The sequence below is a fragment of the Rhodomicrobium sp. genome (assembly GCF_047605405.1).
Lineage (GTDB): Bacteria > Pseudomonadota > Alphaproteobacteria > Rhizobiales > Rhodomicrobiaceae > Rhodomicrobium > Rhodomicrobium lacus.
In genome coordinates this window covers 57515-78882 of the sequence record NZ_JASGFR010000006.1, presented here as the reverse complement: position 1 = coordinate 78882, position 21368 = coordinate 57515, and the positions used below count along the sequence as shown (strand labels likewise).

Genomic DNA, 21368 nt, shown 5'->3' with positions numbered 1-21368 from the left:
GAAGTACATGGCGCCTGAAACCAACTAGAGCACCATCATGAAAGTACCCATCTCGTGCGCTTGTCGCACGTATTGTAATTACGTTCCGAGATAATCTGTCATCGACATGACTGTCAACGGCCGACTGGACTGGCCACAGTCCATGGAATGGTACGTGTCCGCTTTCCCGGCATTTTCTGTGCGACTCCGCAAGCAATGCGTGTGCGGTCTTTTTTTGAACGTCCAGCCACGACGGCCGAACCAAACGCTCGGGGCGCTGCGCCCGATCCGGAGGTCAGGCTCATGGGCAAGGCGGTCTTCATCTCATGAGCGTGATGTCCTTTGGGTCACCGACTCGTAAGCCCGAAGCCAGATACGGACTGACGCAAGCTTGACGGATGCGAGGAAGTTGTCGTCGCGCTTGTCGTACCGGGTTGCAACGGCGCCGATTGCCCGTTTTTCCGCCGTTGCGGTCGATTCGGCGCCGGGCCGCGAAACCTCGCAGCAAATGATCATCTTGAATGGCGCACCGGAGGGTCTCGTGGGGCCCAAGAGTGGGTCGGTCCGTCAAATCCGCGCAGTGCCATGATTTGTTCTACAGGCAGAAGCAAGCTGCCGTGCAGCCTCGAATAAGGTTGAAAGCCTATTAAAGAAATTATTCGGAAATGTCCGGCAAGAGGATCAGATGGGACAGGCAAAGATCAAGGATAATAACCTTGGCGAGGTCGAATACGCCAACGACGCTGCGGGTTTCTTCGAAAGTGATTTGAGAGCGCTCTATATCGATCTCCTGCAAAAGACGCTGACGAATGAAATTTACGGCGATCTGCCCATGGACCCCTGGTCCGGCGGGAAATATGACCCTGCAAAGCGCGCGCTAGGGCGTGACTGGCCTTCTCAAGCCATGACGATGATCGGCGCCCAGCGGTTGACCAATCTGCGCCAGTTGACAGAGACGGTGATCCGGGAGGGAGTGCCCGGAGACTTCATCGAAACCGGCGTCTGGCGAGGCGGCGCGTGCATCCTGGTGCGCGGGATACTGAAAGCTTATGGTGTCACCGACCGGCGGGTCTGGGTGGCGGATTCCTTCGAGGGGTTGCCGCCTCCTGATCCGGATTGTCCTCAGGATGCCGGAGACAAGCACCACACCTGGGCGCCGCTGGCCATCAGCCAGGAAGAGGTCAAGAACAACTTCAGCAAGCTGGGTCTGCTTGATGATCAGGTGAAATTCCTCAAAGGCTGGTTCAAGGATACCTTGCCTGCGGCACCTATCGAACGACTGGCAATTCTCCGTCTCGATGGCGACATGTACGGGTCGACGATGGACGCGCTTCTGGCTTTGTATTCCAAGGTTTCACGGGGCGGCTTCGTGATCGTCGACGATTTTGGCGCAGTACTGGGATGTCGCCAAGCCATCGCCGATTTTCGCGCCGCCAACAATATCACCTCTCCGATAATCGACATCGATGGCGTGGGGGTGTTCTGGCGGGTTGGCGCGCAGGTGTAACACTTCGAGCGTGCTGCAAGGGTCAGCCTTGGCGTTCCCGACCGCTGCGTTGAACTGCTGCTTGGGGCGCTCGTCCTTCGCAGCAGTTTGACGGCGTTGGTTCGGAGGGAAGGTTAAGGCTGGATGCTCGTGTTTCCCTGTAGCCCAGCGCTGTCGTCCCTCGCGCGGGAAAATGAAAAGATCGGCCATGCCGCCCTGCGAAATATCGGCCGCAGGGTTCGCAAGAGCACCTTTTGGGTTGCCGCGAATACACTGGGTTGCGTTTTTTCGCCGCTTTTCCCGCGTGGCAGGGCGCCCATTACGTTAACCGCCAAAATGCGCGATGCGAAGAGATTTACTGATTCTTCTTACGGAGGATTAAGCGCAAAAGCTTAATCTCGGCCTTGCCTCCCCCACTCGTTTCTGCACGAAAAAGGCCGACATCCGATGCCGCTTATGAACTGGACAAACGACTTGAGCGTTGGCGTTCCATCTATCGACGATGAGCACAAGAAGCTCGTCGGAATGCTGAACGAACTTTACGACGCGATGCATGCCGGTCATGCAAAGGACGTTCTCAGCAAGATCCTCGACGACATGATCGCCTACACTGCCGCGCATTTCAGGCATGAGGAGGAACTGTTCAAGCGGACCGGCTATCCGCACGCCGCGGCACATAAGGCGGAGCACGATGCGCTGACGAAGCAGGTTCTTGCCGTGCGGGAGAAATATGCGCAGGCGCGCACGACACAGCTTTCCATGGAAGTGATGACCTTCCTGAAGAGCTGGCTGAACGGCCATATTCGGGAAAGCGACATGGATTACGCCGAGCACTTCCTTGCGAAGGGCGTCCGTTAAGTCGGCAGCGACCACGGCGCATCCAGCATCGGCCCCACCCAAAGCATCCGCTTTGATCGGACCAGAAGCGGATGCTCATGTTTTGTTGCGCGTCTTGCCGGAAAGCCGTTTCACACTTTTCTGGACGCGCTCCAAGGAAATCGCGGCAAACAGCAATCCGGTGAATGGAATGGTGCGGGCGGCCGGACTCGAACCGGCATGGCCTTGCGGCCGAGGGATTTTAAGTCCCTTGCGGCTACCATTTCGCCACGCCCGCATGCATCAAGGAGTATGCGAAGCGTGAGCGACTCGCAACTGCCGATCGAAAACTGCGCGCTCAGCGCCGCCCTCGCAATAGAGCCGGGCGTGGCGGGATGATCTCTATGCGCCGTGCTGTGCCGTTTCCAGACTGGCGGCTGTAGCGGATCGAGGCGAGGAGCAGCAGCCACAGCGTCGTCGCGTTCAGGAGATGCCAAAGGAAGTGCGTGCCCAGGCGATAGCCGAGAAGCGTGAAGTCGGCGCAGAGCGTCGGGTCGAGCGTGCGGAAGGTGAGCGACACCGCGAAGGTGACGGCCGCCGCGAAAACGAGCGCCGCCGCACGGTGTCGGCGGATCGCGAGCGTTCCCGCTATCAGGACCAGCGCGACCACAGCCGGGCCATAGGCGAGGCCGCCGTTGAGACACGCGGCGCGCGCGCCCTCCGGTACGGCAAGCCCGAAGCCGATGCGCCCGCCATAGCATTGCACCTCCCCGGAAAGCGCCATGGCGCTCACGAACAGGGCGATCATCGAGGCGGTGAGCAGAACGCCCGCCCCCGCGAAACGTCTCAATGCAAAGATGAGATAGGTCAGCATGAAGATGCCGATCGGGATCGTGTCCGCAGCGCCGGTGGTCGGGTTTGGCACGGTGTGGAACAGAAAGCTGCCGATCCCGATGGCGACGAAGTTCAGGGCGAAGAATATGCTCCACGCCGAGCGCTCGGCGGGCGTTTGCCGCGCGATCATCACCGCCCCGGCAATCCCCGCCGCAACGAACGCGGCGTTCGTGATCGCGTTCAACGGTTCCGCCCAGAAGGCCGGGCTCATGCCCCGCTCGCAATAGGCGAAAATCGTCGCTCCCTGCATGTCTCGCTCCCGGTGCTCAACTGGCGCGACCGCCTCGGCCGAAGCGGCTCACCGCGTTTCCAGACGGTGCGCCAAGGCTACAGGGGAGGCGGATTTTCGCAAAAAGACAAACGAAAAGGCATGGCGCGCGGCGGTTTTCCCAAGCAGCGGGTATGCCGTTCCTGTCTCGCACCGGTCGTGAAGTCCCCGTTGCGAAACGTTACTCTTCGCCACCTTGGCTAAGTTGGTTAACCGGCTTACAGTAAGATCAGGCACATTGAGGTCTTTTCGGGGGAATCGACATGATCTTTCGCGCTCTTTTGACCGGCGCGGCCCTTCTGGGGCTGGCCGCTTCGGCTGAGGCCGCCGATGCATCCTCGACGCCGGGGGCGGGCAGCAGCGCCGCCGTTCCGCACGTCAAGAAGGTCCGCGCGACGCAGCAACGCGCGCCGAAATTCTGCGGCGAGTGCAAGGACTGCTGCGGCGCTTACCGCGTCATCTATGCCGAAAGCTGGTATGGCTTCGAGCGCGTGATCGCGCCGGTGCGCCGCGCCGAACATGGCGATCAGGTGCGCTTGCCGGGCGGTTCGTGGGTCTATTGCGAGTACTCCTGCGAATATACGCTGAAGCGGCAGAGCCTCGATTTCTGGCAGGGACAGGGCGCGGGCGGCACCGGCGACCAAAGCTCGCCCGGCTATTTCAGCGTCAACATCTACCCGAACGGCGCTATCGAGAAGCGGCCTTAGTTCTTTTGATGCCGAATGCGAGTGTTTCTAATACACTCGCATTCGGTGTTATAATCTTACTCTGAATTGCCATGGCTTACGCGCGCGCAATAAGACTCAAACGCAACTGCGCTATTTTCAGATTTCGGCAAAGAATAGAATATATTCTTGCGTTCTTGTGTCACGAAGGTCTTCGTGGAAGTAAGGCTACAATTAAATAAATCAATAAATTCAGAAGGTCCTGTACTTTTATTCTTGTTAATTCTAAAATTACTACCTATCACCGCATCGCAAACATAATGAAAACACTCTGAAATTAAATTAAAATCGTTGCTAGATAGCGTTATGTCGTCAACATAAACCGATAATACGATAGAGGACGGAAGAAATCTCAAATATCTTCCCAATTGAGAATTGTGAAGAACTAAACTTGCTATCAATGGTGATTGTACAAAACCATAAGGAAGTGCATAAGATGGGTCACCATACGGGTTTTTCACGCATGACCACTTGGAATAACTCTCATGACGCCGTACACCTATATCTCTTAGGCAACGCTGAACGCGATTTCGAGCGATGGAATAAAAAAAATTCTCTAAGTCGACGCGGCAGAAATATTTTTGATCGCGGTGCTTATGTAAAGCCGCTATATGCGCACCTTTGGACAGATGATAATAGAAAGTATCCGGTATGTATTTTTGTTCAATAAGTGATTTAATTCTTAGGCCAATCCGCCGCCCTTCGATTGTCGGTACAAAAATAGGTTTTCCTTTTTGATTATTGTAAATGTATGCGCAATTTTCGTAAAGGGGAGGCATAGTTGACGACCTTGCTCAAGATATCCAGCACGACGTTTACGATCTCAAGGATCATTAACGGAAGCGCCAAATACTGAGCAAGGTTCGTTTTGTCGAAAGAAATCTTCATACAAAACCCTCCTGCGTTGCCTCGGCCTTCCGCAGCTCCTGTCACAGGAGCCGTCAACTGAGAAGGTAGCTAGGCATTAAGTAGCCTAGCGCTTCGAGACGAATTGCAAAGATACCGAAATACCTTAACGCAAATCGCAAAGGCGCTGCGTGCTATCGCCGAGGTGGGATTACCAACTAGCCGATTCGACGGATTTAGTCAATTAATTGGTTCTCTCAAGCCCGCTCGGGCCGCATCGAAAGCCGCGAACCGTCGCGCGCTTCATCGGGCATCGTGTCCGTGCCCATGACCTTGTCCCAGAACCTGAAATAGAGCCCGTAATTCCGGTCGAAGCGGACGTGGTGATAGCTGTGATGCGTGGCCGATATGAGCTGGCTGCCGACCGGGCCGCGCACGAGGAAGCGCGGCAGCACCTCCCAGCCCGAGTGGTTCCACACCGCCACGAAGCTCATGAACATAAGAAGCCCGATCAGCACGCCGACATGGATCGGCGCCACGAACACCATCGCAGGGATGAGCCACGCCGTCAGCGCCGCCTCGGCCGGATCGAACGCGAAGGAGGCGAAGGGCGTCGGCTGGCGTGAGCGGTGATGGCCCGCATGCATCCAGCGGAACAGCCTCGGATGATGCATGAGCCGATGCGCGAAGTAATAATAGGTGTCCTGCACCACGAGATAGAGGAAGAAGCTGAGGAGGAGATAGGGCACGCCGCCATAGGCGCGCCAGTCGGTGTAGATCGCCGTGCCGCCGTTCAGGAAAACAGCAAGTGCGAAGGCGGCGGGCGCGGCGTAAACCGCAGACGAGAGCAGCGACAGCCGGATTTCCTTCATGACGATGGCGCGCATCGGCCTGTCGCGGTTGAGCCGCTTCGCGCTGAGCTTCTCGCCGCCGCGCTGCCACAGGAGCCAGTAGAACAGACCGGAGAGCAGGAGATAGCGCGCCGCGATGATCGCGGTGAGCGCCGCCGTCAGCCCGAGGAATTGCCAAGCCATCCTGTCTCCCGGCGCGCAAACGATCGGCGCACCACGTTGCAACCCTATCCTAAAGAAGATAGATCTTTTCGCGGTTTCGCAAGCTTTCGCGCTACAAACAATCGCGAGCGATAAGGCGGAAAAGGTCGAAAAACGCCGCCGCGAAATTTGAACGATCAGCGAGGAGCGCGCCTATGGCTTCCTTCGTCTTGCCCGCGCTATGCGTGGGACTGCTTGTCGCCATGCCCGGTTGACTGGGTGGCAGAGGCGAGAAACCGATCCCCCTCGGCAGATCCTTCTCGTTCCCGTCTCTAGGCGATCAGCTTAAGCCAATCCTTCGCGCGCGCTTCCGGATCGGGCGCGAAAACCACGTCCGAGACGACCGCGGCGCTGTCCGCGCCCGCCGCATAGACATCGGGCGCGCGTTCCAGCGTGATGCCGCCGATGGCGACGAGCGGGCGTTTCGCCAGCGCCTTCCATTCGCCCACGCGCGCGAGCCCCTGCGGCGCCCATGGCATGACCTTGAGCGTCGTCTGATAGACGGGGCCGAGCGCGACATAATCGGGATCGAAGGTGAGCGCGCGGTCGAGTTCCTCATGGCTGTGCGTCGAAAGGCCGAGCTTGAGCCCGGCGCGGCGAATCGCGGGAATTTCGGCGGTATCGAGGTCGCCCTGGCCGAGATGGACCCATGGCGCGCCGCAGTCGACGGCTTCGCGCCAGTGATCGTTGACGACGAGCGTGGCGCCATGCGAGCGGCACGTTTCAAGCGCTTGCGTGATCGCAGGCGCGATGTCCGAGGGGTCGGCATCCTTCATGCGAAGCTGGATCAGCTTCACGCCGACGCGCGCGAGACGCTCGACGAAAACGACATCCGGCACGACCGGATAGAAACGGGGCAGGGCGTTTGTCATCGGGTAACCTCGCTATCGATGTAGGCGAGCTTCAGAACAAGACGCGCGGCCTGTTCATTGCCGCGTTAAAGCAGCGCGAGCCCCGCCACGGGCGACGACGGACTCGCCATGTCGCGCGGCGGCATGATGCCGGACCGATACGCGAGACGGCCAGCTTCCACGGCCTTCGCGAAGGCGACCGCCATCGCCACCGAATCGGCGGCCTTTGCAACGGCCGTGTTGATGAGCACGCCGTCATAGCCCATTTCGAGCGCCAGCGCGGCGTGGCTCGGCGCGCCGAGGCCCGCATCCACGATGAGCGGCAGGTCTGGATAAAACGCGCGCAGCGTCCTGAGGCCGTAGGGGTTCATGAGCCCGCGCGCCGAGCCGATGGGGGCCGCCCATGGCATGAGCACCTGGCAGCCCGCGCCGACGAGCCGCTGCGCGACGCTCAAATCTTCCGTGCAATAGGGCAGCACCTTGAAGCCGTCGCGCGTGAGCTTTTCCGCCGCGTCGACGAGGCCGTAAACGTCCGGCTGCAGCGTGTCGTCATTGGCGATGACTTCGAGCTTGATCCAGTCGGTCTCGAACACTTCGCGCGCCATGTGCGCCGTGGTGATCGCCTCGCGCGCGGTGTGGCAGCCCGCCGTGTTCGGCAGCACGCGCGCGCCGAAGCTTTTCAGAAGGTCGAAAAAGCGTTGGCCCGCCTTTCCGTCGCCGCTCGATTCGCGCCGGAGCGAGACGGTGACGATCTCAGCGCCGCTCGCCTCGACCGACCGCCTGAGGATGTCGGGCGACGGATATTGCGAGGTGCCGAGCAACAGCCGCGAACCGACAGTCTCGCCATAGATCGAAAGTGAGTCGGCGGTTTTGGTTTGAGCAAGTGTCATATGTTCAGCCTCCCTGCCGGGGCGACAGGATTTCGACGGCGTCGCCATCGGCGAGCGCCGCCGTCGCACGTTCGTTTTTCGGCACGAACGCGCCGTTCAAAGCCGTTGCAATCTTCGCGTCGGCGAAACCCAGTTCGCGGCAAAGCGAATCGAGTGTCGCCGCATCGGTCGCCATCGCCTCACCATTCACCGTGATCTTCAAGCAGAACTCCCGGAGCCTTTGCACCTGACTCTATATAGTCGGCCGTAATCTTCGCGAGGATAGGCGAGAGCAGAAAACCGTGACGGAAAAGGCCGTTCACGTAGAGGCGGGGGCGGCCTGACTGCGTTTTTCCGATGATGATCCGGGGCGCGTTATCGGGGAAGGACGGGCGCACATCCGCATCCATGAAAGCAATGCGCGCCTCGCCGAGCGCAGGGATCAGCGCGTAGGCCGCTGCCATGATCTCCGTCACGGAACGAAGCGTCGCCGGGCCCCGGTCGTCGCTCTCGATGGCCGTCGTGCCGATCATGAACTGGTTGTTCGACCACGGCACGATGTAGAACGGAATGCGCGGATGCGTCATGCGCACGGGGCGCGAAAGGGTGACGCCCGGGCAATCCACCACGACGCGCTCGCCGCGCACGCCGCGCAGCGTCTTCAGATGATCGCGCGCTGCGAGGCCCCGGCAATCGACCACAACGTCAGCGTCGGTCTCCTCCCACGCCTCGGCAACGAGCTTCGTACCCTGGGCCGCCGCTTCCTTGATGAAGTATTCCAGCGCGACGAACGGCTCGATATGGCCCTCGTCCTTGTAGAAAAGGCCGTCGCGAAAGCGGTCTTCGAGAGCAGGCTCAAGCGCGGAAATCTCGTCCACGCCGACGCGCGTGTGCCCCTGCGTGACGGCAGCGAAGCGCTGAAGGTCGGCGACATCGCGCGGAGACGCCACGACGAGCGTGCCGTTCAGCTTGAGATACGGATAATGTTCCTTCCAGATCTCCATCGCTTCGAGGCCGAGGTCGCGGGCCTCTTCGTGGCCCGGCTCGCCCTCGCAATAGGAGCCGAGCATACCGCCCGCGCACCCGCTCGCGCAGTTCTGCGACGGGGTGCCCGCGGGATCGTAAAGCGTAACCTTATGTCCTTGGCGTGACAGGAGAAACGCCTGCCACATCCCGGCGGCGCCCGCCCCGATGATATCTATCTTTGCCATGGCCCTGATGATCTTGCTGCGGAGGAGGCTGGTGTCGCGCAAATTGGAAAAAAAAGCAAGCAAGCGGCCAGTGGGGCGTATCGTTCTCTCGCGGGGGCGTAGAGCGCACGATGCCGGCTTTGGGGGAGCGCCGGTGTTCTGGCTCGCCTGCTTGCTGCAACCATCGGACGGAGTTTGCGGCCACCTCCGATGTTCCTCGTTTGTTCTAATTCCGGTTCAGGCTTGTGTCAAGTAGATTTCGGGCGTACAGAACAGCCACTTTTTCGAGAGGTGCCGGCTGTGAAGAAAGAAAAACCAAACGCATATTACGATGCAGGTGCAGCGCTTCAGAACGCCCAGGCGGGCGGTTTTCCTCTCACCCGGTTGCGCCGGACGAGACAGGCGCCGTGGTCGCGCGCGCTCGTCGCCGAAAACACGCTGTCCGCGTCGAACCTGATCTGGCCGATTTTCGTCATGGATGGCCTGCGTGCGAAGCAGCCGGTGCCGTCGCTTCCTGGCGTCGACCGCATGTCTGTCGATCTCGCCGCGGAAGCTGCCGAGCAGGCTGCGGAGCTTGGCGTTCCGGCTGTCGCGCTCTTTCCCTATACGCGGCCCGATCTTCGCGATGAAGCCGCGACCGAAGCCTTCAATCCCGAAAACATCGTCTGCCGCGCGGTGCGCGCCATCAAGGCCCGCGTGCCGAACATGGGCATCATCTGCGACGTCGCGCTCGACCCCTATACGAGCCACGGTCAGGACGGCCTGATGGTCGGCAATGAGATCGTCAACGACCTGTCGCTGGAAGCGCTGACGCGTCAGGCGATGAATCAGGCGGAAGCGGGCTGCGATGTGCTTGCGCCGTCCGACATGATGGACGGCCGCATCGGCGTAATCCGCACCGCGCTCGAAGCCCGCGGCTTCTACAACACCCAGATCATGGCGTATTCGGCGAAGTATGCCAGCGCGTTCTACGGCCCGTTCCGCGATGCGGTCGGCTCATCCGGCACGCTCAGGGGCGACAAGCGCACCTATCAGATGGACCCGGCCAATTCCGACGAGGCGATTCGCGAAGTGGCGCTCGATCTTGCCGAAGGCGCCGACATGGTGATGGTGAAGCCCGGCATGCCGTATCTCGACATCGTGCGTCGCGTCCACGACGAGTTCAAGGTGCCGACATTCGTCTATCAGGTATCGGGCGAATACGCGATGCTGCTCGCGGCGTTCCAGAATGGCTGGCTCACCCGCGAGAAGGTGGTGCTCGAAAGCCTGATGGCGTTCCGCCGCGCGGGTGCCAACGGCATCCTCACTTATTTCGCGCCCGAAGCCGCACGACTCTTGAAGGCGTAGGCGGCGAAGGTCATCTTTCCACGCACTTGTTGGGTGGCGCTTACGCCGCCGGAGGAGATGCGTGGATGACCTTTTCCGCCGTCGCGGTTTCTGAAGAGCCGCGCGTCAGCCTTGAAGATATTCGGGCAGCGCGCGAGGCTCTTCGCGGCTCGATCATCCGCACGCCTGCCGTGGAGGCGCCGAAGCTTTCGGCGCTTTCCGGCGCGCAAATCTTCATCAAATACGAGAACATGCAGGCGACCGGCTCCTTCAAGGAACGGGGCGCGTTGAACAAGCTGCTGTCGCTCGACGCGGCGCAGCGCGAGCGCGGCGTGATCGCGATTTCGGCGGGCAATCACGCGCAAGCCGTCGCTCACCACGCGGCGCGGCTCGGCATTCCGGCAACCATCGTCATGCCGGAAGGAACGCCCTTCAACAAGGTCGGCAACACGGAAGCCTTTGGCGCGAAGGTGATCCTCTACGGCGAGAGCGTTGCCGAATCGCGCGTCGCTGCCGACAGGCTCATCGTCGAGCAGGGCTACACCCTCGTTCATCCGTATGACGATCCGGCCGTGATCGCGGGGCAGGGGACGGCCGCGCTCGAATTTCTGGAAGACTGCCCGGACCTCGATTGTCTTATCGTGCCGGTGGGCGGCGGCGGCTTCATTTCAGGAGTCGCCATCGCGGCGAAAGCCCTGAAGCCGGATATCGAGATCGTCGGCGTCGAGGTGGAAAGCTATCCGTCGACCTACGCGGCGCTGCGCGGACGTATCGCGGAATGCGGCGGCGCGACGCTCGCCGAAGGTATCGCGGTGAAAGCACCGGGCGCGCATGCGTTGCCCGTCATCCGCGACCTCGTGAGCGATGTGGTGCTCGTCAGCGAGTCCATGGTCGAAAGCGCGGTCTTCCTGCTCGCCAGCCTTCAGAAGACGGTTGCCGAAGGCGCCAGCGCGGTGGGGCTCGCGGCTGTCCTTTCCGATCGGCCGAGGTTCCACGGGCGCCGGGTCGGCCTTTTCCAGTCGGGTGCGAACATCGACAGCCGCGTGCTCGCTGCCATCATCATTCGCGGCCTCGAACGTGAATCGAAGATCCTGTCGTTGCGCATCCAGGTCGACGACCGCCCCGGCATGCTCGGTGAACTCGCAAGCGAGCTTGGCCGCTGCGGCGCGAACATCCTCGAAGTTCATCACCGCCGCTTCTATCTTTATGTGCCCGCTAAATCGACGCTGGTGGATATCGTCATCGAAACGAAGGACGCGCTTCACGCCGAGGAAATCATCGGGAAACTCCGCCTTCGCGGCTTCAGGGTGGAGCGGCTCAACGCAAGCGGAGGCGAGCCCGGCCCACGGATGGAGTAGGCGGCGCCGAACGCGTCGAGACAGCCAGGCTCCTGAAACAAATCCGCCCCTCTCTCGCGGGGAGAAAGGGGCGGCAGCCCAGCCGGCTAATCGGGTCGCTCCGCGCAACGCGCGGCGGTGCGAAATCTATTTGATCGGATCGCCGTCATCGTCCGGCCCTTCATCCCCGTCGGAATCGTAGGCGGGCGGGGGAGGGGGTGTCACATCCCGATAGCGCTCGCCGCCGAAGCGTTCCTCGCGGGAGAAGCGATCGTAACCGTTGTAATAGCTGTAGTCGCGGCGCGGCGACGAATAAGGCAGGTTCGCGATCACGACGCGGCGGCACTCGGAATTCAGGCTCTCGATGCGGTCGCCGAGGCATTCCACGATCTTTCCGCCGCCGGGCTGAACGCCGTTGCAGAAGCGGCGATAGTCCGGCATGCAAACTTCGATGGCATAGGCGAACTTGATCGCCTTGAGGCAGCCGGGATTGAGCTGCGCCTCGTTGTCGAGCAGACAGCGGCCAACCCGGCCCTCGCCGGGAAGGACATCGGAACAAAGCCGATGATAATCGGGCCGACAGGTTTGCATGACGCTGTCGAGAATTTCGGGCGGCAGGTCGGCTGCGGCGGCCGCCGATGAACCGGCAACAAGACCGGCGAGGAACACGTATTTTGCGGGCTTGAACATCGAAGTCTCCGGGCGCGCGCGCCTCAACCGGCGCGAGCGAATCTGAGCGTAATGAATGCCAGAAAATTCCGGCTGGAATTCGCCGTAACGAAGGCTAAACGTGTTGGCGGCGGTGCGAAGGCGCAACGGACTGTAACGGGATGTAACGCGTGCTGAATGCCCGTTCATGATCCCGCGCCATGCAGCATGACGGATGCGAAAGAGGCGCGCAGCCGCCCTTGCAGGGCCACACCAGCCGGGCGTCCACTCCCCGACAACGCACGCGCTAACGGCGGCCGGCTCGGGCGAAGACCTGCGCGATATGACCCGACAAACCTTGACTTCGGGGGATAATCCGGCTTGGCTGAAGACCCTCCTTCATGATTTCAAGGTTTTTCATGTCAGTGCGTATTCTTCCGGCGGCCGTGGCTGCGTTTTTCGGCTGCGGTCTGGCGAGTGCCGTCGCCGCCGACCTGACGATCGTCATCGACGGGCTTCGGTCCAACAGGGGCGAGGTCAAGCTCTGCGTTTTCTCGGCCGAGACATCCAACAAGGCCGCTTTTCCCGATTGCGTCACGGGACGGCCGGTGAAGCAGGGCAGCGCCATCATTCGCGGCGGCAGGGTCGTGGTGACGTACAGCGGCCTGAAGCCGGGCGTCTACGCGGTGGCGTCCATTCACGATGAGAACGGCGACGGCAAGCTCGACACCAATATTGTCGGCATTCCGACCGAGGGCATCGGCGTCTCCAACAACCCGACGCTCTACGGCAAGCCGGAATTCGCCAAAAGCGCCTTTGAAATCGCGGGCGACACGCGCGTCGCAATCACCGCCAAATATTTCTTCTAGGGGTGCAATTCGACATTTGAGACCCGGTTGCTGCTGCTTTCGCTCAAATGTCGAATTCAAAAGATCCACCAGTTGCCAAGGTGCTTTTGATTCCGACATTTGCTCGCAAGCGTGCTGCAAACGGATGCAAATGTCGGAATTGGACCATCAGGCGTTCCCGCATCTATCGGCGGCCAGCGCCGTCAGACGCCATGCCCTCAAAACCGCGCGGAGAGCGCCACGCGGTTTTTCTGCTGCGCCGCCGCCTACTGAGAGGCCGCCTTTTCTTCGGCGCGGTTTTTGATGAGCGACAGCCCGATCGATCCGAAGATCAGAAGCGCCGTAACGCCAAGCGCCCATTCGGTCGGGATATCCGGCAATTCTTCGGGATAGTTGAAGATCATCTTGATGCCGATGAACACAAGCGTGAGCGAGAGCCCGTATTTCAGATAGCGGAACTTGTCGACCATCCCGCGCAGCGCGAAGAAGAGGGCGCGAAGGCCGAGGATCGCGAACACGTTCGAAGTGTAGACGATGAACGGGTCCCGCGTGATCGCGAAGATCGCCGGGATCGAGTCGAGCGCGAAGACGATATCGGTGATGTTCAGCACGATGAGCACGAGAAACAGCGGCGTTGCCACACGCTTGCCGGTGCCGGAGAGCCGCACGAAGAACCGCTCGCCGTGATATTCGGTCGTCATTGGCAGCACGCGCCGTGTCCATCTCACGATGCGGCTGTTTTCGAGGTCGACGGCCTCCTCGCCGGATGCCATCGTCTTGAAGCCGGTATAGACGAGGAACGCGCCGAGGAAGAGCACGGTGAAGTGGAAGTTTTCGATCAGCGCATAGCCCGCGAGAATGAACGCCCCGCGCAGCACGAGTGCGGCGAGAATACCCCACAGGAGCACCCGCATTTGCAAATGCGACGGCACCTGAAAGTAAGTAAAGATGATGACGAACACCAGAATGTTGTCCATCGACAGGGCGTATTCGATGAAGTAGCCGGTCAGGAACTCGACCGCTTTCTGGTTGCCGAACTCGAAATAGATCCAGGCGTTGAAGCAGAGCGCGAGCGCGATATAGCCCGCCGTCATGATCAACGCCTCCCGCACGGGAATAGCGCGCGCCTTCCTGTGGAACAGGCCGAGATCGGCGGCGAGGATCGTGAGAATGAGGGCCGTGAATCCAAGCCACGCCCAGATGGAATGCTCTTCAAACATCGAAACGAGGATCCTTTAATAAGGGCGCGTTCACGGTTGCTTCAGTTCGTCTGATCCGGGAAGCGCTTAAGCGATGCCCGACTGCCGTCCGGATCGCGGATTGAGGGCCTGGGCAAAATCGCGGCGGTCGGACGAGACGAACGGGGCGAACAAATCCGCGAGACACCGATTAACACGGCGGTCGTCTTGTCGCTCCCCGAATTGGGTGCCGCGATGGTGACCTTCCAGTTCCACCGCGACCTTTCCAGACCATGGGATGAATAAGGCTGGAAATCGGCTGAATTGTGGTCAATTAGTGGCAGGGCCAAAAACCAGAACGGCGTTGAGCCCCCCGAAGGCAAAGGAGTTGGACATTGTGTAGCCGAGGGCGCGATAGCGTCCTTCGTGCGGCACATAGTCGAGGTCGCAGCCTTCGCCCGGTTCATCGAGCCCGATGGTTGCCGGAATGAAGCCGTCCCGCATCGCCTGCACGCAGACCACCGCTTCCAGGCCTCCGCCCGCACCGAGGCAATGGCCGTGCATCGATTTCGTTGAAGACACCGCGAGGCTGTCCGCATGCGCGCCGAAAACCTTGCGAATGGCGCGCGTTTCGTTGATGTCGTTCGCGGCCGTGGCTGTGCCGTGGGCGTTGAGATAGTCGATGTCGCCCGGCGAGAGCCTCGCGTCGTCGAGCGCGATCTGCATCGCCCGCGTCGGGCCTTCGATATCGGGGTTGACCATGTCGGCGGCGTCGGAGGTCATGCCGAAGCCCAGCACTTCGCCCAGCACCGCCGCGCCGCGCGCTCTCGCATGCTCCAGGTCTTCGAGCAGGAGGATGCCCGCGCCCTCGGCGATCACCGTGCCGTTGCGCCGACTGGAAAAGGGGAAGCATCCTTCCGGCGAAAGCACGCGCATCGCTTGCCAGGCCCGCATGCAGCCGTAATTGAGCGACGCCTCCGACGCGCCCGCGACCGCCACATTCACCAGGCCGGAGCGGATCATCTGGAAGGCGAGGCCGATCGCATGCGCCGCCGTCGAGCAGGCGCTGACCGTGCCGAACACCGGCCCCGTGATGCCGTGCTCGATGCTGATATGCGCGGGCGACGAACTGCTGATAGTCTTCAGGAGGGTGAGAGGGTGCGTCGCCTTCTTTTTATGAACGAAGATGTCTTCGTATGCCTTTTCCTGTGTCGTGAGCCCGCCGCCGCCGGACCCGACGATGCATGCTGCCCGTTCGCCGAGCGGGCCTTCAAGCCCGGACTGGCGCACGGCCTCCCACGCAGCAGCGGCGGCGTATTGGGTGAAGCGGTCGGAAAGCTGCGCGCCCCGGCTCTTGCATAGCTCGCGCGCATCGAAGTTTTTCACCTCGCCGCCGATGGTGATGTAAAGGTCTTGCAACGGGAAACCGGCCAGCGGCGCGATGCCGTTCTCACCTGCCTTGATCGCGTCCCAGAATTTCTCCACGCCCGTGCCGAGAGCCGAGACGACGCCCGTCCCCGTGATCGCCACGCGGCGACCGCTATTCCTCTCGCTCATTCGGGACTCCCCCAGGACTGACAGATGGGCGGGAGCGCGGTCCGGTCCGGCCGCGCTGGGCCGTCAAGCCGCCGCGCCCGACGCGTTCTGCGATGCGAGCACCGCCGTGACCTTGTCGACCACCGAGCCGACCGTGGCGAAATCTGCCACTTCCTCGTTGGCGTTGTATGGAATTTGAATTCCGAAAGTATCCTCGATATCGAAAACGATAACGGCAAGATCCAGCGACTCGATTTCAAGATCGGTCAGCCTGGTGTCGAGGGTTATCTCTTTCTCCGGATGGCGCATGTTCTTGCGCAGGATTGCTATGATTTTTTCGGCGACGTCGTCCATTCGAGGCTCCCTGGCGGAACCGCAATTCATGCTGCGGTTTCGATTCCTTATGGCGCGTCGGGAACGATTAGCGGCAATCCGGGGTCAAGTCCAGTGAACTCGCGGCGGGCGCGGTCCGGGCTGGGGAAATGTGGATCGCCCCGTGTAGAGCGAGCGGCGTGCTGTCGATGTCGCAGAGATGAACGTTCGCCGATGGTAGGCATTTCGGCCTCATTACTTAGATGATACCGTACGCGTCGAAAAAATAAGAAAACGCATGTTGTCAGGGGATGGAAACGGCCATGGACGGGCACGATCAACCGCATATTTTGGAAACGAACGACAAGGAAATTCAGGAGGAATCGACGGCGACGTCTCGGGCGTGGCTTCGATCCTATCCGCCGGGAGTAGACTGGTTTCAAGCCTTCGAACCGAAGCCCCTGCCGGTTACGCTCGAAGAGACGGTGGCTCGCTTTCCAGACAAGCCAGCTTCATGGTTCTTCGGAAAGACGATGACCTACGCCGAACTCGGCGCGGCCGTCGACCGCGCAACCAAGGGGCTGCAAAGCCTCGGCGTTCGCGAAGGAACGCGTGTTGGCCTGCTTTTTCCGAACTGTCCGGCCTTCGTCATCTTCTATTATGCGACGCTGAAGGCGGGCGGCACCGTTGTGAGCCTCAACCCGCTTTATACGGTGCCGGAACTCGCCCATCAGGTGAAGGACGCGGGCGCGAACATCGTGGTGACGGCAGATCTCGCGGCCACGCTTCCGAAGGCGAAGTCGCTCGTCGAGAAAGGGACGCTCGAAACGGTGGTCGTCGCCTCGTTCAAGAAGATGTTGCCGGGGTTGAAGGGCTTCCTCTTCGGTCTCTTCAAGGGCAAGGAGCTTGCGAAATGGACGCCCGGCAAGGGTATCGTCTCGGCGCAGGACTTGTTGAACAACGATGGCAATTACGACCGCCGCGCCATCGACGTGCAAGCCGTGGCGGCGCTTCAATATACGGGGGGCACGACGGGCACACCGAAAGGCGCGATGCTCACGCATGCGAACCTCTCGGTCAACGTGCAGCAGGCGGCGGCCTGGTTTCCGGGCCTCGCCATCCCCGGTGAAGAGCGCTTTTTCTGCGTGATCCCGTTCTTTCATTCGTTTGCGATGACGGGCCTCATGAACTTCGCGATCCTCAAGGGCGCGCAGATGATCATGCTGCCGCGCTTTGAACTGAAACTCGCTCTGAAGACCATCGACCAGACGAAGCCCACCATCATGGCGGGCGTGCCGACGCTGTTCAACGCCATGGCAAAGGTGCCGGACATCAAGGATCACGATCTTTCGTCGCTGAAGTTCTGCATTTCCGGCGGCGCGGCGCTTCCGCTCGAGGTGCGCCGCGATTTCGAACGCGTGTCCGGATGCGGCCTCGTGGAGGGCTACGGCCTGTCGGAAACCTCGCCCGTCACGCATATCAATCCGCTGAACGGCCCCAAAAAGGAATGCTCCATCGGCCTGCCTGTGCCCGGCACCGAGATGTCCCTCAGAAAGCTTGGCGATCCGAAAGAGGAAGTGCCGCTCGGTGAAAAAGGCGAGATCTGCATTCGTGGCCCGCAGGTCATGAAAGGCTACTGGAACAAGCCGAAGGAAACGGCCGACACCTTCGTCGGCGATTTTTTCCGCACCGGCGATGTCGCCTATATGGATGAGGACGGCTTCACCTACATCGTCGACCGCATCAAGGATCTGATCATCTGCTCCGGTTTCAATGTCTATCCGAGGCGCATCGAGGAGGCGATCTACGAGCACCCCGCGGTGGACGAGGTGACCGTGATCGGCGTGCCGGACAAGTATCGCGGCGAAGCGCCGAAGGCGTTCGTGAAACTGCGCGAAGGCCAGCAGGTCACAAAGGAAGAAATGCTCGATTTCCTGAAAGAGCGCATTTCGAAGATCGAGCTTCCCGCCGACATCGAATTCCGCGCCGAACTGCCGAAGACGCTGATCGGCAAGCTCTCGAAGAAGGAGCTGAAGGCGGAGGAGGTTGCGAAGCCGCATTGAGGGGGATTCACAGGCGGGCCCGGTTTGGCCGGGCCGGCCCACGCGGGATAAACGCTATGAAGACCATCGGCCTTATCGGCGGAATGAGTTGGGAAAGTTCAGCCCAATACTATCGCATCATCAATCAGGGTGTCAGAGAACGGCTGGGCGGTGTTCATTCGGCCCGGATCCTCATGTTCTCGGTCGATTTCGCCCACATCGAGCGCCTGCAGCACGATGGCGACTGGGCATCGCTGACCGCCGAGATGATCGATGCGGCGAAGCGCCTTGAGCGGGGAGGCGCGGACTTCCTCTTGCTCTGCACGAATACGATGCATCGAACGGCGGACGAGGTGGCGGCGAGCGTTTCCATTCCGCTTTTGCATATTGCCGATCCGACCGGCGAGAGAGTCCGGGCGGCTGGATATACCCGTGTTGGCCTGCTGGGCACGGCTTTCACCATGGAACAGACCTTTTACAAGGATCGGCTTTTGAGCCGTTTCGGGCTGGAAGTGCTGGTTCCCGACGAAACAGACCGGAGCCTCGTGCATGACGTGATCTATCGCGAGCTTGTCGCCGGGCGGGTCAACGACGCCTCGCGTCGAGCGTATCGTGAAATCATGGCGCGTCTGGTGGAGCGCGGGGCTCAGGCCATCATAATGGGCTGCACGGAAATCATGCTTCTCATCTCGGAAGAGGATTGCTTCGTGCCCCTCTTCGATACCACAACGATTCACGCCCGCGCTGCGATCGCACGGGCGCTGGACGACAGGTAATGTATGTCATTCCGTCGTTAAGAACGGAGAAGTCTGCCCTTGGCGGCAGGGCTTCTCCCGCCCGGCTGTCATGCGACAAGGTGCTGACCCAATTCGACGACACCCGTCGCGTCGTATGTTGGTGTGAGCAACCGGTTACTTCCCGCCTTGTTCGCGTTCCCTGGCCTTTGCCCGGTCCCAATATACCCCCATTTCGTCGAGGCGCATCTCTTCGAGCTTGCGGCCTTCCTCCTCCGCGCCCTTCACAACCTCGCCCATGCGGCGAATGAACTTCGCGTTGGCCGAGCGAAGCGCGGCTTCCGGATCGATGTCGAGCCAGCGCCCGAGATTGACGACGACGAACATCAGGTCTCCGAATTCCTCGAAGCGGCGCTTGTCGGTCTCGGGGCCCGCAGGGGCGGCTATTTCCGCGCGCAATTCGGCAAGTTCCTCGTCCACCTTGTCGAGAACGGGCGCGACGTTCGGCCAGTCGAAGCCGACGCTCGCGGCGCGACCCTGCAGTTTCGTGCTGCGAAGGAGCGCGGGCAGACCGGCGCCGATGCCGTCGAATAGGTCGCGCGGCGAAGTTTCCAGACCGGACGCGCCCCGCCGTTCGGCTTTCGCCTTACGTTCGTCGGCCTTGATCGCCTCCCAGGTCGCTTTCGCGTCCAAAGCGCCGCCCGCGCCGTCGAAGACATGGGGATGGCGGCGAATGAGCTTCTCGCTTATCGCGCGCGCCACATCGGCGAAGGCGAAATGCCCGGCTTCCTCGGCCATCCGCGCGTGGAAGACCACCTGCAAAAGCAGGTCGCCCAGTTCATCCTTGAGGTCGTCCATGTCGCCGCGCTCGATCGCGTCCGCGACCTCATAGGCTTCTTCGATGGTGTAGGGCGCGATGGTGCCGAAGCTCTGCTTCACATCCCACGGACAGCCGCGTTCGGGGTCGCGCAGGCGCGCCATGATGGCGATCAGCCGCGAAAGCTGCTCCTCGGCGGAAGAGGGCGCGTCCGCCACGGTGTCATTCGCCCGAGTTTCCGATTCGTTCGTCACGCTTCCTCCGTGCCCAAGGGCGATTGACGGTCAAGACCAAATCACCCTACGGTTTATATCCTTCGGCAAAAGACGTGCAAGGACGCGTCATGCGGGTCGTCGCATCAATCTTCCGCTTCCTTTATCGGGCGATCCATCGTCTGCGGACGATATCCGCCTTGTCGCGCGTCTCGTCCCGGCCGGACGGAGTGAGCATACCCGCTGCCGCGCCGTCGCATTCCGTCGGCGAAGCGCCCGCCATGACGCCGGAAATCCAGATCCCAGGCCGCCTGCGGCATCCTTCCGAAAACCGGACGCCGCATGACGCCGTCGATTGGTGTTGCGGGCAAGCGTGCCTGCGCCAAAGCGATGCCGCCTTGGCGCAGGCCGATCCGAAGCCCATGATCGCGAGTTCCCCCGATTCTGCATTCCGTGGAAAGCGCGCATCCCAGACATTCCGGGCACGTTTTTTCTTCGGACCGTTCGCCATCGGACCTCCTCGATGGGAACAAAGGACAACAGGACCGCCGTTTCCGTGTTCACTTTTTGTCCTTATCCGCCGCCGGAGCCGCGTCAGCGCTCGGCGATTCGACCCAACGAAAGGTCCGGCTTGCGGGGCCCTCACCATAAAATTTGGTTTTCCAGCCTGAATCGTCGCCTGAAATAGCGGTTTGCACGAGAAGCTGAGGTTTTGCCTATTTTTCGGAGAGATCCGAGACGTAGAAGGTGTTTTTTTTGCCTGGAGCAAGGCGAGTCCGGTTCTCGAAAAGTTCCGTATACCTCATTTTGTCACTTAAAATTTTAATGAAATCCGTTCCGCTCCGGCGACGTGGGGCAGCCGCTCCGTTCACGCCGAAAAAACAACGCGAAAACACCAGCCTTGCCGTGCGAAAACGCCGGTGAAGTGGCAGGCGCATGAGACAGGGCGAGAACAAAGATAGGACACGCTCGATGATGTCGTGGCGGCGTGCAGCGGATGCGCCGACTGGGTATAGCGGGTTGTCGGCCGGTCGCTGCTGCATTACGGAAAATTTCCATAATGTATCTTATGCGAATCGGACAAAGCCGGGTCGTTTGCCTTAAGACGACGTCAGAGGCTGGACGCGACTTCTCACAAGCCGCTCATCGGTCGCGGTCTTCCGTCTCCGGCTTCAGGGAACCTGGAAATGCAGCTGCCGACACATGCAAAGGTTCAGGCGTGGTGGCGACGATGGCCATATGCCACGCCTTTAGCGACGCTTGGCCGTTGCCCTTCTCAACGGGGCGTACTTGTCGCGTTCACGAGCACATCAAAGCGAGACGCGAAACAGGAATAACGCGCTCCCGTTGAAGCGCGTCTCGAATTCCCTGAATGCGGCAGCTTGAGATGCACCGACAGCAG

Annotated in this window: 20 protein-coding genes and 1 tRNA gene; 8 read left to right on the top strand and 13 right to left on the bottom strand. The window is 60.8% G+C overall.

The window, feature by feature from the left end:
- The first annotated feature begins 664 nt into the window (after positions 1-664).
- Both QM659_RS04090 and QM659_RS04085 read left to right on the top strand, forming a co-directional pair.
- Positions 665-1486 (top strand): TylF/MycF family methyltransferase, encoded by an 822-nt coding sequence (locus QM659_RS04090; protein WP_415187467.1) that lies wholly within the window; start codon positions 665-667, stop codon positions 1484-1486.
- Positions 1487-1921: 435 nt separating this feature from the next.
- Entirely contained in the window at positions 1922-2323 is a 402-nt protein-coding gene (locus QM659_RS04085) for a bacteriohemerythrin (protein ID WP_415187466.1), read from the top strand.
- A 170-nt stretch (positions 2324-2493) separates the two neighbouring features.
- On the opposite strand, the gene QM659_RS04080 is transcribed toward QM659_RS04085, so the two are convergent.
- A tRNA-Leu gene (locus tag QM659_RS04080) sits at positions 2494-2579 on the bottom strand.
- A gap of 60 nt (positions 2580-2639) precedes the next feature.
- Entirely contained in the window at positions 2640-3425 is a 786-nt protein-coding gene (locus QM659_RS04075) for a ceramidase domain-containing protein (RefSeq protein ID WP_415187465.1), read from the bottom strand.
- 281 nt (positions 3426-3706) lie between these two features.
- On the opposite strand from QM659_RS04075, the gene QM659_RS04070 reads away from it, so the two are divergent.
- Positions 3707-4150 carry a hypothetical protein gene (locus tag QM659_RS04070; protein ID WP_415187464.1) on the top strand — a complete coding sequence of 148 codons (444 nt, stop codon included), beginning with the start codon at positions 3707-3709 and terminating at the stop codon, positions 4148-4150.
- Positions 4151-4206: 56 nt separating this feature from the next.
- Here QM659_RS04070 and QM659_RS04065 read toward each other — a convergent pair whose 3' ends face one another.
- The 6 genes from QM659_RS04065 to QM659_RS04040 form a co-directional block, all read right to left on the bottom strand.
- Positions 4207-4947 carry a reverse transcriptase domain-containing protein gene (locus QM659_RS04065; protein ID WP_415187463.1) on the bottom strand — a complete coding sequence of 247 codons (741 nt, stop codon included), beginning with the start codon at positions 4945-4947 and terminating at the stop codon, positions 4207-4209.
- 324 nt (positions 4948-5271) lie between these two features.
- A complete protein-coding gene (locus tag QM659_RS04060; RefSeq protein WP_415187462.1) occupies positions 5272-6048 on the bottom strand; it encodes a sterol desaturase family protein in 777 nt (258 codons plus the stop codon).
- Positions 6049-6338: 290 nt separating this feature from the next.
- Complete coding sequence (locus tag QM659_RS04055; RefSeq protein ID WP_415187461.1) at positions 6339-6938, bottom strand: thiamine phosphate synthase; 600 nt, start codon at positions 6936-6938, stop codon at positions 6339-6341.
- A gap of 65 nt (positions 6939-7003) precedes the next feature.
- Positions 7004-7807, bottom strand: a complete 804-nt coding sequence (locus tag QM659_RS04050; RefSeq protein WP_303486572.1) for a thiazole synthase — start codon at positions 7805-7807, stop codon at positions 7004-7006.
- 4 nt (positions 7808-7811) lie between these two features.
- Positions 7812-8009 carry a sulfur carrier protein ThiS gene (gene thiS / locus QM659_RS04045; RefSeq protein WP_415187460.1) on the bottom strand — a complete coding sequence of 66 codons (198 nt, stop codon included), beginning with the start codon at positions 8007-8009 and terminating at the stop codon, positions 7812-7814.
- Complete coding sequence (locus QM659_RS04040) at positions 7987-8997, bottom strand: FAD-dependent oxidoreductase (RefSeq protein ID WP_415187459.1); 1011 nt, start codon at positions 8995-8997, stop codon at positions 7987-7989. Before QM659_RS04040 ends, thiS begins: the two co-directional genes overlap by 23 nt.
- A gap of 279 nt (positions 8998-9276) precedes the next feature.
- On the opposite strand from QM659_RS04040, the gene hemB reads away from it, so the two are divergent.
- Together hemB and QM659_RS04030 are read left to right on the top strand one after the other, a co-directional pair.
- Entirely contained in the window at positions 9277-10323 is a 1047-nt protein-coding gene (gene hemB, locus QM659_RS04035; protein WP_415187458.1) for a porphobilinogen synthase, read from the top strand.
- Positions 10324-10388: 65 nt separating this feature from the next.
- On the top strand, positions 10389-11660 hold the full coding sequence (locus QM659_RS04030) for a threonine ammonia-lyase (protein ID WP_415187457.1): 1272 nt from the start codon (positions 10389-10391) through the stop codon (positions 11658-11660).
- 126 nt (positions 11661-11786) lie between these two features.
- Here QM659_RS04030 and QM659_RS04025 read toward each other — a convergent pair whose 3' ends face one another.
- Positions 11787-12329, bottom strand: coding sequence for a cysteine rich repeat-containing protein (locus tag QM659_RS04025; RefSeq protein ID WP_415187456.1), 543 nt, complete (start codon positions 12327-12329; stop codon positions 11787-11789).
- Between the two features lie 377 nt (positions 12330-12706).
- On the opposite strand from QM659_RS04025, the gene QM659_RS04020 reads away from it, so the two are divergent.
- Positions 12707-13156 carry a DUF2141 domain-containing protein gene (locus QM659_RS04020; RefSeq protein ID WP_415187455.1) on the top strand — a complete coding sequence of 150 codons (450 nt, stop codon included), beginning with the start codon at positions 12707-12709 and terminating at the stop codon, positions 13154-13156.
- A gap of 245 nt (positions 13157-13401) precedes the next feature.
- Here QM659_RS04020 and QM659_RS04015 read toward each other — a convergent pair whose 3' ends face one another.
- From QM659_RS04015 to QM659_RS04005, 3 genes are all read right to left on the bottom strand, one after another.
- Positions 13402-14355, bottom strand: coding sequence for a TerC family protein (locus QM659_RS04015; RefSeq protein ID WP_303486560.1), 954 nt, complete (start codon positions 14353-14355; stop codon positions 13402-13404).
- 288 nt (positions 14356-14643) lie between these two features.
- Positions 14644-15870 (bottom strand): beta-ketoacyl-[acyl-carrier-protein] synthase family protein, encoded by a 1227-nt coding sequence (locus QM659_RS04010; protein WP_415187454.1) that lies wholly within the window; start codon positions 15868-15870, stop codon positions 14644-14646.
- 63 nt (positions 15871-15933) lie between these two features.
- Positions 15934-16203, bottom strand: a complete 270-nt coding sequence (locus QM659_RS04005; protein WP_127076040.1) for an acyl carrier protein — start codon at positions 16201-16203, stop codon at positions 15934-15936.
- A gap of 281 nt (positions 16204-16484) precedes the next feature.
- Between QM659_RS04005 and QM659_RS04000 the strand changes: the two genes are divergently transcribed.
- Together QM659_RS04000 and QM659_RS03995 are read left to right on the top strand one after the other, a co-directional pair.
- A complete protein-coding gene (locus tag QM659_RS04000) occupies positions 16485-18224 on the top strand; it encodes a long-chain-fatty-acid--CoA ligase (protein WP_415187453.1) in 1740 nt (579 codons plus the stop codon).
- A 56-nt stretch (positions 18225-18280) separates the two neighbouring features.
- A complete protein-coding gene (locus QM659_RS03995) occupies positions 18281-18979 on the top strand; it encodes an aspartate/glutamate racemase family protein (protein WP_415187452.1) in 699 nt (232 codons plus the stop codon).
- A 135-nt stretch (positions 18980-19114) separates the two neighbouring features.
- On the opposite strand, the gene mazG is transcribed toward QM659_RS03995, so the two are convergent.
- Entirely contained in the window at positions 19115-19972 is an 858-nt protein-coding gene (gene mazG, locus QM659_RS03990; RefSeq protein WP_415187505.1) for a nucleoside triphosphate pyrophosphohydrolase, read from the bottom strand.
- Positions 19973-21368: the final 1396 nt, after the last annotated feature.